Consider the following 12079-nt stretch of genomic DNA (forward strand, 5'->3'; position numbering starts at 1 on the left):
ACGGCGGGCGCGGACGGCTTCCCCTCGGGCGGAGACCGCACTAAAGCCGCGCAAGTTCTCTCAAATCGTGCGCGAGACCGACCATGGCCAGCTACAAACTCCTGCTCCTGCCCGGCGACGGCATCGGCCCGGAAGTGGCGGGCGGGCTTCAGGTGGTGCTCGGCGCGCTCAAGGAGACCGGGCTCGCCTCGTTCGAGACCGAGACCGACCTCGTCGGCGGCTGCGCCATCGACGCCCACGGCGTGCCCCTGGCGGACGCGACCCTGCAGCGCGCGAAGGACGCCGACGCGATCCTGCTCGGCGCGGTGGGCGGGCCGAAATGGGCAGGAATCGCCTATGAGAACCGCCCTGAGGCGGGCCTCCTGCGCCTGCGCAAGGATCTCGACCTGTTCGCGAATCTGCGTCCGGCGATCTGCTACCCGGCCCTGGCCGAGGCCTCCGCGCTCAAGCGGGAGCTGGTCGAGGGCCTCGACATCATGATCGTGCGGGAATTGACCGGCGGCGTCTATTTCGGCGAGCCGAAGCAGATCACCGAGCTTCCCGATGGCGGCAAGCGGGCGGTGGACACGCAGGTCTACACGACGGGCGAGATCGAGCGCATCGCGCATGTCGCCTTCGATCTCGCGGGCAAGCGCTCGGGCCGGGTCGCCTCGGCCGAGAAGCACAACGTGATGAAGACCGGCGTCCTGTGGAAGGAGGTCGTCACCCGCATTCATGCCGAGCATTACGCCGACATCGAACTCGAGCATATTCTGGCCGACAATTGCGCCATGCAGCTGGTGCGCCGCCCGAAGCAGTTCGACGTGCTCGTGACCGACAACCTGTTCGGCGACGTGCTCTCGGACATCGCGGCGATGCTCACCGGCTCGCTGGGGATGCTGCCCTCGGCCTCCCTCGGCGCCGTCGATGAGAAGGGCCTGCGCCGCGCCCTCTACGAACCCGTCCACGGCTCCGCCCCCGACATCGCCGGGCAGGACAAGGCGAACCCCATCGCCATGATCGGCTCCCTGGCCATGTGCCTGCGCTACTCGTTCGGCCTCGGCGACGCGGCGGATGCCCTCGACGGGGCAATCACCGACGCGCTGGCCGGGGGTGCCCGCACCGCCGACATCGCGGGCGAGAGCGCGAACCCGGTGGGCACGAAGGCCATGGCCGAGGCCATCGCCGGAGCCCTCAAGGCGCGCGTCGGCTGAAAACACCCCGTGGGACGCCGTCTGGGACGCATGGCGGGCTGGCCGGACTCCGGCTAAGACGCCCGGATCGCTCGGCGGTCCGGGTGAGAAGGGCGGGAGCAGCATGACGGTGTCGGACGAGGGCTCGGGTCGCGAAACCACGGATTTCGGCTTCGAGCGGGTGGCCCTCAACGAGAAGCAGGGGCGCGTCGACAGCGTGTTCCACTCCGTGGCCCGCCGCTACGACGTGATGAACGACTTGATGTCGGCGGGTCTGCACCGGGCGTGGAAGGCGCAGCTCGTCTCGATGCTGCGCCCGTCCAAGACGCGGCCCTACGACCATCTCGACGTGGCCGGCGGCACGGGCGACGTGGCGTTCCGGGTGCTCGATGCGGGCGGCCCGGCGACGCGGGTGACGGTGCTCGACATCAACGAGTCGATGCTGCGCGTTGGCGCGGAGCGGGCGCCGGAGAAGTACGAGGGCCGGGTGAACTTCGTCACCGGCAACGCCGAGAGCCTGCCGCTGCCCGACGCCTCCTTCGATTCGTACACGATCGCCTTCGGCATCCGGAACGTGCCGCGCATCGATCTCGCGCTCAGCGAGGCGCGGCGGGTGCTGAAGCCCGGCGGGCGCTTCCTGTGCCTCGAATTCTCGGCGGTCGACGTGCCGCTGCTCGACAAGATCTACGAGGCGTATTCCTTCCACGTCATCCCGCGCATCGGCGCGCGGGTGGCGGGCGATGCGGATTCCTATCGCTACCTCGTGGAATCGATCCGCAAGTTCCCGACGCGCGGCGCCTTCGCCGGCATGATCGAGCGCGCGGGCTTCCGCCACGTCACCGACCGGCCGCTCTCCGGCGGCATCGTGGCGATCCATTCGGGCTGGAAGGTCAGTTGAGGGTGGTGCACTCGTGATCGGCGCCGCCATCAACCTCGTCCGTGGGGCGAAGGTGGGTTTCGTGCTCGTCCGCGAGGGCGCGCTCGCCTTCGCCGACCCGTCCGAGATGCCGGCCGTCCTGCGGTTCGCCCTGAAGGTCGGCCGCTCCATCGAGCGGAAGGGCCTGGGCGACGGCGCCGCCCGCCTCTCGGCGGCAATGACGCGGCTCGGGCCGTCCTACGTCAAGTTCGGGCAATTCCTGGCGACCCGCCCCGACATCGTCGGGATGCGCGCTGCGCTGGACCTCGAACAATTGCAGGACCGGGTGCCGCCCTTCCCGCAGGCCACCGCCGTGCGGGTGGTGGAGGCCGCCTTCGGCAAGCCGATCGGCCAACTCTTCGTCTCGTTCAGCGAGCCCATCGCCGCCGCCTCCATCGCGCAGGTCCACCAGGCCGTGGTGCAGGATGCGGACGGCACGCAGCGCGCCCTCGCCGTGAAGGTGATGCGCCCGGGCGTGCGCGACGGGTTCAAGCGCGACCTGGAGGTCATGCGCTTCATGGCGCGGATCGTCCACGCCCTCTCGCCGGAGGCCGAGCGCCTGCGCCCGCGCGAGGTGGTGGAGATCCTCGCGCGCTCCGTGCTGATGGAGATGGATTTTCGCCTCGAAGCGGCGGCCGCCTCCGAATTGGCCGAGAACACCAAGGGCGACGACGGTTTCCGCGTGCCTCGCCCCGAATGGGAGCTGACCGCCCGCGACGTGCTCTCGTCGGAATGGATCGACGGCACGAAGCTGCATGGCCCGGCGGCCATCATCGCGGCGGGCCATGATCCGCGCGAAGTGGGCCGCGCGGTGATCCAGAGCTTCCTGCGTCAGGCGATCCGCGACGGGTTCTTCCACGCCGACATGCACCAGGGAAACCTGTTCGTGGACGGACAGGGCCGGCTGGTGGCGGTCGATTTCGGCATCATGGGCCGGCTCGGGCCGAACGAGCGGCGCTTCCTCGCCGAGATCCTGCTCGGCTTCATCACCCGCGATTACCTGCGGGTCGCGCGGGTGCATTTCGAGGCGGGCTACGTGCCGGCGCACCATTCGGTGGAGGATTTCGCCCAGGCCATCCGCGCCATCGGCGAGCCGATCCACCAGCGCAAGGCCGACGAGATCTCGATGGCCAAGGTGCTGACGCTGCTGTTCGACGTCACCGCCCTGTTCGACATGAGCACGCGCACCGAACTGGTGATGCTGCAGAAGACCATGGTGGTGGTGGAGGGCGTGGCCCGCTCCCTCGACCCCAAGCTCGACATGTGGACCACCGCCGAGCCGGTGGTGCGCGCGTGGATCGCCCACAATCTCGGCCCCATCGGCCGGCTCCAGAGCGGCGCGGAGGCGTTGCGGACCCTTTCCGACGTGGTGACGGACTTCCCCGACCTCGCCGTGCGCCTGAAGCGGGTGCTGGTGCGGCTCGATGAGGCCGGCACGGGGGACGCGAAGAGGCTCGAACGCTTCGCCCGTAACGAGCGTATCCGCGCATTGTGGTCGACGCTCGCCCTGTGGGGCATCGCCATCGGGGCGCTGACCATGGCGTTCCGGGGCTTCTGAAACCCGCTACGTCTCGACCAGACCGCTGCTCGACCCGCTGGCCTCGGACGTCGCCCGGCCGTGCGGCTTGGCGATGTACTCCTCGGAGCGCATCTCGATCAGGCGGGAGACGGTGCGGTCGAACTCGAAGGCCTCCCGGCCGGTGCTGGCCGTGTAGAGGTCCTGCGCCTCGGCCGCCGCCGACGCGACGAGCTTCACGTTGCGGTCGTAGAGGGTGTCGATGAGCGTGATGAAGCGCTTGGCCTCGTTGCGCTCGGCCTCCTGCATCACCGGAATGCCGTCGATCAACACCGTGTGGTAGGCGCGGGCGACGGCCATGTAATCCGAGGCACCGAGTGGCTGGCGGCAGAGGTCGTCGAAGCCGAAGCGGGCGACACCGCCGGCCTCCTGCGGCACCCGCACCGCGCGGCCATGCACCGTCAGGCTTGCCTCCGCGCCCTTCGTTCGGCCGGTGAGGCCCTTGAAGGCGGCATCGAGCGCGGCGCGAGCCGCGTCATCCGCCGGTACGTGCCACACCTTGGCGCTCCCCAGCTTTTCGAGGCGGAAATCCGTCCGCGAATCGAGCCGCAGCACGGAGACCCGCTCCTTCAGCACCTCGATGAAGGGAAGGAATAGCGCCCGGTTCAGGCCGCCCTCGTAGAGCCGGTCGGGCTCGACGTTCGAGGTCGCGATGACGGTCACGCCCCGGCGGAACAGGTGGTTGAACAGCCGCCCCAGGATCATCGCGTCCGCGATGTCGGTGACGGTGAACTCATCGAAGCACAGGAGCGTCGCCTCGTCGGCCAGAGCGTCGGCCACGGGGCCGATGGGGTCGTCGCCCTTCACCTCGCCGCGCTTCAGCGCCTGCCGGTAGGCGTGGATGCGCTCATGCGCGTCGGCGAGGAAGCCGTGAAAGTGGACGCGGCGCTTGGGCCCCGGCGCGGCCTCGTAGAACAGGTCCATCAGCATGGTCTTGCCGCGCCCGACCGAGCCCCAGACATAGAGGCCCCGCACCGTTTCCGGCTCGTCCTTGCGCTTGAACAGCCAGCCGAGGGCGCTGCTCTTGCTGGCGCGCTTGCGCCGGCCGAGCTCCTGCACGATGGCGTCCAGACTCCGCACGGCGGCGACCTGCGCCGGATCGCGCTCGATGGCGCCCGTGGCGATCAGCGTCTCATAGCGGTCATGGACGGGGCCGGGCGAGACGGCGCTGCGGCGTGCCTCGGGAGACGGGCCGCGCCCCACGCCGGATGTCTGGCTCACGAAACCGGTTCCTCGCCAAGTCCGATGCCCGGCGGCGCCGGGCGGCGCCGTTCCTGTGCCGTGGCCCGGCCCTTCGAATCAAGTCTTCCGACTCGATGGTTCAAGCAAACCGTTCCATGTCGGAGCGTCATCGCAGCCCCCGCGATACCACCCATGCGGCAGTTTTGCTGCATTGCACAACGCGAAAGGCTCTGCCATATCGCAGGTCTATTCGGGAGGAACGTCCGTGTCCCGTGGCGCTGGAGCGCCAACGACCGGAGACGTTCATGGCCGACCAACGGCACTCACAAACATCACCCATCGTCCGCCGGCTCTGGCTCAGCGACCGGCAGGCCGTGCTGGATTATTTCTGTCGCCTCGACGCCGACACCCGGGCCAACCGCTTCATGGGTCAGGTCAGCGAGGCCGGCCTGCGGGCCTATGCCGACCAGGCGATGTCCGCGCGCGGCGTCATGTTCGGCGCCTTCCTGGACGGGACCCTGCGCGGCCTCGGAGAGCTGCGTCCGGCCGGCCCCGGCCCGTCGAACTACTTCGTCGGGCCGGAGGCGGAAGCCGCCTTCGCGGTGGAGCGTCCGTTCCGCCGCATGGGCCTCGGCGCCGCGCTGTTCGCGCGCATCACGCAGGCGGCGCGGAACCGGGGCGTATGCGATCTCCATGTCCGCTGCTTCGCCCGCAACGGGCCGATGATCCGCCTCGCCACCCGGCAGGGCGCCACCCTCAGCCGCGACGGGCTGGACGCGGACGGCTCGCTCCACCTGAACCGGGCGACGCCCCTCTCGCTCTGGTACGAGAGCATCGCCGAAGCCTTCGACTTCACCCTCTCGGTCTCGGCGAAGACCCTCGACCGGAAGGACGCGGCCTAGCCGACCGGTTCGCCCACCAAGGCGAAGGTGAGCAGATCGACGGATTCCGCCCCGCCCCGCAGCAAGGCGCGGGCGGCAGCGTTCGCGGTGGCCCCCGTGGTGCGCACGTCGTCCACGAGGAGCACGCGAAGCCCGGCGAGCCGGTGCGCCTCGGCGGGCGGGACGTGGAACGCCCCCGACAGGTTCTCGGCGCGGCCCGCACGGCTCAGGCCCACCTGCGAGCGCGTGGCGCGTCGGCGTATCAGTGCGTGGGGGAGGAAGGGCAGACCCGCCCCGTCCGCGAGGGGCCGCGCCAGCAGCGCCGCCTGATTGAACCGCCGCCGCCACAGGCGTCCGCGATGCAGCGGAACCGGCACGACGCAATCCGCCTGCGCCAGTAGATCCCGCCCGGCGCCGGCCATCATCCGCGCCATCGGCCGGGCGAGATCGTGCCGGTCCTCGTATTTCAGGCGGTGGACGAGGCCGCGCGCCACGTCGTCGTAGAGCGCCACCGCCCGCGCCCGCGCGAAGACGGGGGGCTGTGCGAAGGCTTGGGGAGAGGTCAGCCGGCCGATCCCGAGATCGACGGCGAAGGGGATGCCGAGGCGGTCGCAGAGCGGCTCTTCGATGAGCCGCAGGCCGGACCAGCAGGCGGGGCAGAACGCGCCCGCATCGGCGGTGGCGGCGCCGCATCCGGCGCAGGTCGGGGGATAGACGAGGCCCAGCGCAAGATCCCGCGCCCGGCATAGGCAGGCGACGGCGCCCCTGAGGGCGCCGCCGGACTTGTCGGTAAGGGTGCTCAGCGCGCCCCGGCAGGCTGCATCGCCTGCTGGTCGGCGGCGCGGGCCTTGGAATTCGCCCGGTGACGGCCGATGGCGCAACCGGCGGCCGCGCCGGCAACGCCATGGCCCGCCATGTGGCCCGCAACACCGCCGACGATGGCGCCCTTGATGCAGCCCTTCGCCTCGGCGGCGCCGGTGGCGGTGAGGGTGGACAGGGCGACGACGGTGCCGAGAATCAGACGCTTCATTGAGTTTCTCCCGATCGATGACATGAGCCGACTGGCTTGTGGGGCAGGAACGGCGACTGCGGTTTCCAGTTCCGTTTTCATCCCTCGCCGGACTTCACGTCTTCGCGGGTGGTATCGCTCCCCTGCATACGCCATTTCAGGCGGTGATGAGTACTCCCCACCCCCTCTTCGACACCGCCCTGATCCGCCAACGCCTCGCCCGGGCGCAGGCCCGTGGCTATGCCGGCTTCCTGCTCGAACGCGCCGCCGAGGATCTTGAGGATCGGCTGGGAACGGTGCTCCGCGATTTCCGCCGGGTGCTCGATCTCGGCAGCCCCGCCGCATTGGCCGATCCCGTCCTGGCGCGGCGCTATCCCGAAGCCGAGCGCTTCCGGCTCTCGCCCTTGCCGGAAGCGGGTCCCGGCCGGGCCGTGGCCGACATGGAGGCGCTGCCCGTCGGCCCGGCCAGCATCGACCTCGTCGTATCGCTGCTCGCCCTGCATGCGGTGAACGACCTGCCCGGCGTGCTGGTGCAGGTCCGCCGGGCGCTCCGGCCGGACGGGCTGTTCGTGGGATGCCTGTTCGGCGGGGCGACCCTCACGGAACTGCGCCAAAGCCTGACCCAGGCCGAAAGCGAGATCGAGGGAGGCGTCAGTCCGCGCGTGGCGCCGTTCGTGGCGATTCGCGAGGCGGGCGGGCTTCTGCAGCGGGCGGGCCTCGCCCTGCCGGTGGCGGATTCCGATTTGCTGACGGTGCGCTACGCGGACACCTTCGCGTTGATGCGCGACCTGCGCGCCATGGGCATGACGAACGCCCTGACCGACCGCCGAAAGCGCCCGATGCGCCGGGCGACGTTGCTGCGTACGGCGCAAATCTACGCGGAGCGCTTCGCCGACACGGACGGCCGGATCCGGGCGAGCTTCGAACTGGTGTGGCTTCTCGGCTGGGCGCCGCACGAGAGCCAGCAGAAGCCGCTCAGGCGGGGCAGCGCCACGGCGCGCCTCGCCGACGCCCTCGGGACCGTCGAGTTGAAGGGAGAGGGCGGCTAACCCGCCCTCCCCGCGCCACGCCTTACTCTTCGACCTTGGCCACCGGGCGGTCATTGCCCTGCGCGGTCTCGTTGTGCCACTGGCCCGCCTTGTCCTGATAGCGGATGCCCTCGGTCGAGCCCGGCACCTGCTGCTCGGCGGCGGCGGCCTGAGCGGCCTGAAGCGCCTCTTCCCGGCTGGGGAAGGTTTCGGAGAAGACGTCGCCGACCTTGTAGGCGTAGCCGCCGTCGTGCTCGACAATGTGATAGGTGACTTCCGACATGAGGCCTCCGAACGCGTGAACAGGTTTCGGAGCGCGAACCCCTGGGGCACCGGAGCGGTTCCGCAGCCACCGATCCGCCCAAATGCGGCATCAGAGGCATCGGCTCCTCGCTCGCAGGGTCATTCGATGCCGCTTCGTCCCCGTCTTCTCGCCTGTGCCGCCTGCGTCGTGACGCTCAGCGCCCTGCCGGCCCGGGCTGAGGACGGCTTCCTGGACAGGCTGTTCGGCGGAACGCCGGGCGCCGCGCCGGCTAACCCGTTTGCCTCGAACTACCCGTCAGCACCGCCCTCTCAACGGGAGGTCGCGGCGGCGCGGGCGGAACGGGCCGCGCGCCGGTCGCGCGGGGGCGAAGGCGGGCCGATCCCGCCCGGCCGTATCCCGGAGGAGTAGCCTCAGGCGTCGCCGACGACGCCGGCCTCGTCCTGCGCCTGAAGCACGTCCGGGCGCGGCATCGAGATGATGTTGTAGCCCGAATCGACGAAATGGGTCTCACCCGTGACGCCGCCCGACAGTGGCGAGAGCAGGTAGAGGGCCGAGCCGCCTACCTCGTCCAGCGTCACCGTGCGGCGCAGGGGCGCGTGGGCGCGCTGGTGGTTGAACATCAGCCGCGCATCCGCGATGCCGGCGCCCGCCAGCGTCCGCATCGGCCCCGCCGAGAGGGCGTTCACGCGGATGCCGTCCGGCCCGAGATCGGTGGCGAGGTAGCGCACGGAGGCTTCGAGCGCCGCCTTGGCCACGCCCATCACGTTGTAATTGGGCATCACGCGCGTCGAGCCGCCGTAGGTCAGCGTCAGCAGCGAGCCGCCGTTCTTCATCCGCTTGGCCGCGCGCTGCGCGATCTCGGTGAAGGAGAAGCACGAGATCGTCATCGTGCGCACGAAGTTCTCGCGCGTCGTGACATCGACGTAGCGGCCCTTCAGCTGCGCCTTGTCCGAGAAGCCGATGGCGTGGACCACGAAGTCGAGCTGGCCGTCGAACCGCGCGTCGAGGGCGTCGAAGGTGGCATCGACGGAAGCGAGATCCTCCACGTCACAGGGCAGCACGATATCGGAATCGAGCTTGGCAGCGAGCGGCGTGACCCGGCGCCCGAGAGCATCGCCCTGATAGGTGAAGGCAAGCTGTGCGCCGTGGGCGTGGAGCATCTTCGCGATGCCCCAGGCGATCGAATGGTCGTTGGCCACGCCCATGATCAGACCGCGCCGGCCTGCCATCAAACCTGTCATGCGAAACCGTCTTCATAGTGGCCCGCCGCCCCCGATGAGAAGGCGGCTCTAAGCCCTTGCCTTAGCCCGCCCTCCGCGGCCCTGTCCAATCGCCGCCGGTCAGGCGTCGATATGCTTCAGGACCAGCGTCGCGTTGGTGCCGCCGAAGCCGAAGGAGTTCGACAGGACGTGACCGAGCTTCACCCCGTCGCGGCGGGCGCGGAGGATCGGCATGTCGGCGAAGGCGGGGTCGATCTCCTCGATATGTGCGCTCTCGCAGATGAAGCCGTTGTTCATCATCAGCAGGGAGTAGATCGCCTCCTGCACGCCGGTCGCCCCGAGGGAATGGCCGGTGAGCGACTTCGTGGCCGCGATGGGCGGGCACGCATCGCCGTTGCCGAACACCTCGCGGATCGCCTCGATTTCCTTGTCGTCGCCGACCGGGGTCGAGGTCGCATGCGGGTTGATGTAGTCGATCTTGACGCCCTTCAGGCCGGCGATCGCCTGCTTCATGCAGCGGATCGCGCCCTCGCCCGAGGGGGCCACCATGTCGTAGCCGTCTGAGGTGGCGCCGTAGCCGGCGATCTCGCCGTAGATTCGCGCGCCGCGCGCCTTGGCGTGCTCGTACTCTTCCAGAACCACCACGCCCGCACCGCCGGCGATGACGAAGCCGTCGCGGCCGGCATCGTAGGCGCGGGAGGCCCGGGCCGGCGTGTCGTTGTACTTCGAGGACATGGCGCCCATGGCGTCGAACAGGACGGAGAGCGTCCAATCCAGTTCCTCGCAGCCGCCCGCGAAGATGATGTCCTGCCGGCCGCCCTGGATGATCTCGGCGGCGTTGCCGATGCAGTGGTTCGACGTCGCGCAGGCGGACGAGATCGAATAGTTGACGCCCTTGATCTTGAACCACGTGGCAAGCGTGGCCGAGGCGGTGGAGGACATGGCCTTCGGCACCGCGAACGGGCCCACGCGCTTCGGACCCTTGCTGCGGGCGATGTCGGCCGCTTCGACGATGGCACGGGTCGAAGGGCCGCCCGAGCCCATGATGATGCCGGTGCGCTCGTTCGAGACGTCGCCGTCCTCAAGGCCGGCGTCGCGGATCGCCTGCTCCATGGCGACCTGATTCCAGGCGGTCCCGCCGCCGTGGAAGCGCATGGCGCGCCGGTCGAGCACCGTCTCCGGGTCGAGGGTGGGGGCACCCTGGACCTGACAGCGGAAGCCGTGTTCGGCGAAGGGCACGGCCCGGGTAATGCCCGAGCGTGCCTCGCGAAGGGAGGCCAGAACCTCCTGCGTGTTGTTGCCGATGGACGAGACGATGCCCATCCCGGTGATGACGACGCGGCGCATGGAAAGACCAAACCTCCGTCGCGGCGACGGTTGCCCGCGCCGCGTTGCGGTCAGCTAAGGGGTAGCCGGTGCAATCTCAACAGCCGGAAACGTCAGACGTTGCCCGTGCCACCCTCAACTTCGACCAGCCGGGCCGATTTCGACCCGGTCAGGCCTTCTAGATGGGAGCGGATATCAGGCGTTCTAGGCCCGGAAAAGCGCGACGCGCAGATCGGTCGCCTCGTAGATCCGGTTTCCGTCGGCTTCCAGCCAGCCATCGGCGATGCCGAGGACGAGCCGGCCCTGGCGGACGCGCTTGAGATCGACTCCGTAGACGACCTTCTTGACGGTCGGCAGCACCTGATCGGCGAACTTCACCTCGCCGACGCCGAGGGCGCGGCCGCGGCCCGACGCACCCAGCCAGCCCAGATGGAAGCCCACGAGCTGCCACAGGGCGTCGAGGCCGAGGCAGCCCGGCATCACGGGATCGCCCTGGAAATGGCAGGGGAAGAACCAGAGGTCGGGGCGAATATCGAACTCGGCCAGGACATGGCCCTTGCCGTGGGCGCCGCCCTCTTCGCCGATCGAGGTGATGCGATCGAACATCAGCATCGGCGGCAGCGGCAATTGCGCGTTGCCCGGTCCGAATAGCTCGCCGCGCCCGCAGGCCAACAGATCCTCGTAGGAGTAGCTCGAGCGGCGGCTCGGGGCCGGCGATTGCGCGGTGTCGGCGTCAGGCGGCATGAAAGCGCAGCAATTCCCGTTCAGTAGCGACGTCCCGGCGCCCATCGCCGGCACGTCCGCAGGCGGGTTAGCACGGGCGGGGGCGCGTTCAAAGCGTCTGGCACCGTCAAGCTGCGCCGGGTTGCGACGCGAGGTCGCCTTCCGTATACTCGCAACCATTGTTTGCCCTCTCTCAGAGCGTTCAGTCCCCAATGTCAGAGATGGTGCCCCTGCAGGCTGTCCTCAGCGGTCGTATCCCCGCCTTCCAAACGGAGGCGAACGGAGCCGGCCGTCGCGGTTGCCCGCTCTCGGACCTGCGGGAGCGGCTTCGCCGCGCCGGCCTGCGCCCGACCCGCCAGCGCCTGTCGCTGGGATGGCTGCTGTTCGGCCGGGGCGACCGTCACCTGACGGCGGAAATGCTCTACGACGAGGCGATGCGCGCCAAAGTGCCGGTCTCGCTGGCGACCGTGTACAACACGCTGCACCAGTTCACCGAGGCCGGGCTGCTGCGCCAGCTCGCCCTCGACGGGTCGAAAGCCTATTTCGACACGAACCCGAGCGAGCACCACCACTTCTACCTGGAGGAAGAGGGCGCGGTGATCGACATGCCGGATTGCGGCATCACGGTCGATTCTCTGCCCGAGGCTCCCGAGGGCATGGAGATCGCGGGCGTCGAGGTCATCGTCCGCCTCCGCCGCAGCCGCCCCGCCGGCCGTCGCCAGCAGGGCTGAGCGGCCGACCACGAGATTACCAACGGAAAAGGCCCGGCTCGCGCCGGGCC

The 12079-nt window shown here is 69.7% G+C and carries 14 protein-coding genes; 7 read left to right on the forward strand and 7 right to left on the reverse strand.

Translation table 11 applies throughout. From position 1 onward, the window contains the following. Window positions 1-83 precede the first annotated feature (83 nt). The 3 genes from leuB (at window position 84) to ubiB (ending at window position 3646) form a co-directional block, all read left to right on the forward strand. Window positions 84-1193: a 3-isopropylmalate dehydrogenase gene (gene leuB / locus ACXJ1Y_RS11020; protein ID WP_463846328.1), complete on the forward strand. Its 1110-nt coding sequence runs from the start codon at window positions 84-86 to the stop codon at window positions 1191-1193. 103 nt (window positions 1194-1296) lie between these two features. Next, complete coding sequence (ubiE, locus tag ACXJ1Y_RS11025; protein WP_342165724.1) at window positions 1297-2070, forward strand: bifunctional demethylmenaquinone methyltransferase/2-methoxy-6-polyprenyl-1,4-benzoquinol methylase UbiE; 774 nt, start codon at window positions 1297-1299, stop codon at window positions 2068-2070. 13 nt (window positions 2071-2083) lie between these two features. Then, complete coding sequence (gene ubiB / locus ACXJ1Y_RS11030; protein ID WP_463846329.1) at window positions 2084-3646, forward strand: 2-polyprenylphenol 6-hydroxylase; 1563 nt, start codon at window positions 2084-2086, stop codon at window positions 3644-3646. Window positions 3647-3652: 6 nt separating this feature from the next. Here the strand turns inward: ubiB and zapE are convergent, their stop codons facing one another. Continuing rightward, entirely contained in the window at window positions 3653-4885 is a 1233-nt protein-coding gene (zapE, locus tag ACXJ1Y_RS11035; protein ID WP_463846330.1) for a cell division protein ZapE, read from the reverse strand. 266 nt (window positions 4886-5151) lie between these two features. Here zapE and ACXJ1Y_RS11040 point away from each other — a divergent pair, with 266 nt between their 5' ends. Beyond that, entirely contained in the window at window positions 5152-5748 is a 597-nt protein-coding gene (locus tag ACXJ1Y_RS11040) for a GNAT family N-acetyltransferase (RefSeq protein ID WP_463846331.1), read from the forward strand. Here the strand turns inward: ACXJ1Y_RS11040 and ACXJ1Y_RS11045 are convergent. Next, a complete protein-coding gene (locus tag ACXJ1Y_RS11045; RefSeq protein ID WP_463850094.1) occupies window positions 5745-6452 on the reverse strand; it encodes a ComF family protein in 708 nt (235 codons plus the stop codon). The two genes, ACXJ1Y_RS11040 and ACXJ1Y_RS11045, sit on opposite strands and share 4 nt — an antisense overlap. A gap of 74 nt (window positions 6453-6526) precedes the next feature. Beyond that, window positions 6527-6757 (reverse strand): hypothetical protein, encoded by a 231-nt coding sequence (locus tag ACXJ1Y_RS11050; RefSeq protein WP_463846332.1) that lies wholly within the window; start codon window positions 6755-6757, stop codon window positions 6527-6529. A 146-nt stretch (window positions 6758-6903) separates the two neighbouring features. Here ACXJ1Y_RS11050 and ACXJ1Y_RS11055 point away from each other — a divergent pair, with 146 nt between their 5' ends. Beyond that, on the forward strand, window positions 6904-7785 hold the full coding sequence (locus ACXJ1Y_RS11055; RefSeq protein ID WP_463846333.1) for a class I SAM-dependent methyltransferase: 882 nt from the start codon (window positions 6904-6906) through the stop codon (window positions 7783-7785). Between the two features lie 22 nt (window positions 7786-7807). On the opposite strand, the gene ACXJ1Y_RS11060 is transcribed toward ACXJ1Y_RS11055, so the two are convergent. Beyond that, window positions 7808-8047 (reverse strand): DUF2188 domain-containing protein, encoded by a 240-nt coding sequence (locus ACXJ1Y_RS11060; RefSeq protein ID WP_463846334.1) that lies wholly within the window; start codon window positions 8045-8047, stop codon window positions 7808-7810. Between the two features lie 126 nt (window positions 8048-8173). Here ACXJ1Y_RS11060 and ACXJ1Y_RS11065 point away from each other — a divergent pair, with 126 nt between their 5' ends. Further along, complete coding sequence (locus ACXJ1Y_RS11065) at window positions 8174-8437, forward strand: hypothetical protein (protein WP_463846335.1); 264 nt, start codon at window positions 8174-8176, stop codon at window positions 8435-8437. 2 nt (window positions 8438-8439) lie between these two features. Here the strand turns inward: ACXJ1Y_RS11065 and fabI are convergent, their stop codons facing one another. The 3 genes from fabI to fabA form a co-directional block, all read right to left on the reverse strand. After that, a complete protein-coding gene (gene fabI, locus ACXJ1Y_RS11070) occupies window positions 8440-9270 on the reverse strand; it encodes an enoyl-ACP reductase FabI (protein WP_463846336.1) in 831 nt (276 codons plus the stop codon). 99 nt (window positions 9271-9369) lie between these two features. Beyond that, window positions 9370-10596: a beta-ketoacyl-ACP synthase I gene (fabB, locus tag ACXJ1Y_RS11075; RefSeq protein ID WP_463846337.1), complete on the reverse strand. Its 1227-nt coding sequence runs from the start codon at window positions 10594-10596 to the stop codon at window positions 9370-9372. A 183-nt stretch (window positions 10597-10779) separates the two neighbouring features. Beyond that, window positions 10780-11319: a 3-hydroxyacyl-[acyl-carrier-protein] dehydratase FabA gene (gene fabA / locus ACXJ1Y_RS11080; protein ID WP_243955714.1), complete on the reverse strand. Its 540-nt coding sequence runs from the start codon at window positions 11317-11319 to the stop codon at window positions 10780-10782. Window positions 11320-11510: 191 nt separating this feature from the next. Between fabA and irr the strand changes: the two genes are divergently transcribed. Further along, window positions 11511-12029, forward strand: coding sequence for a Fur family transcriptional regulator Irr (irr, locus tag ACXJ1Y_RS11085; protein WP_243955713.1), 519 nt, complete (start codon window positions 11511-11513; stop codon window positions 12027-12029). The last annotated feature ends 50 nt before the right edge of the window (window positions 12030-12079 follow it).

The organism is Methylobacterium sp. TK26, from assembly GCF_055361565.1.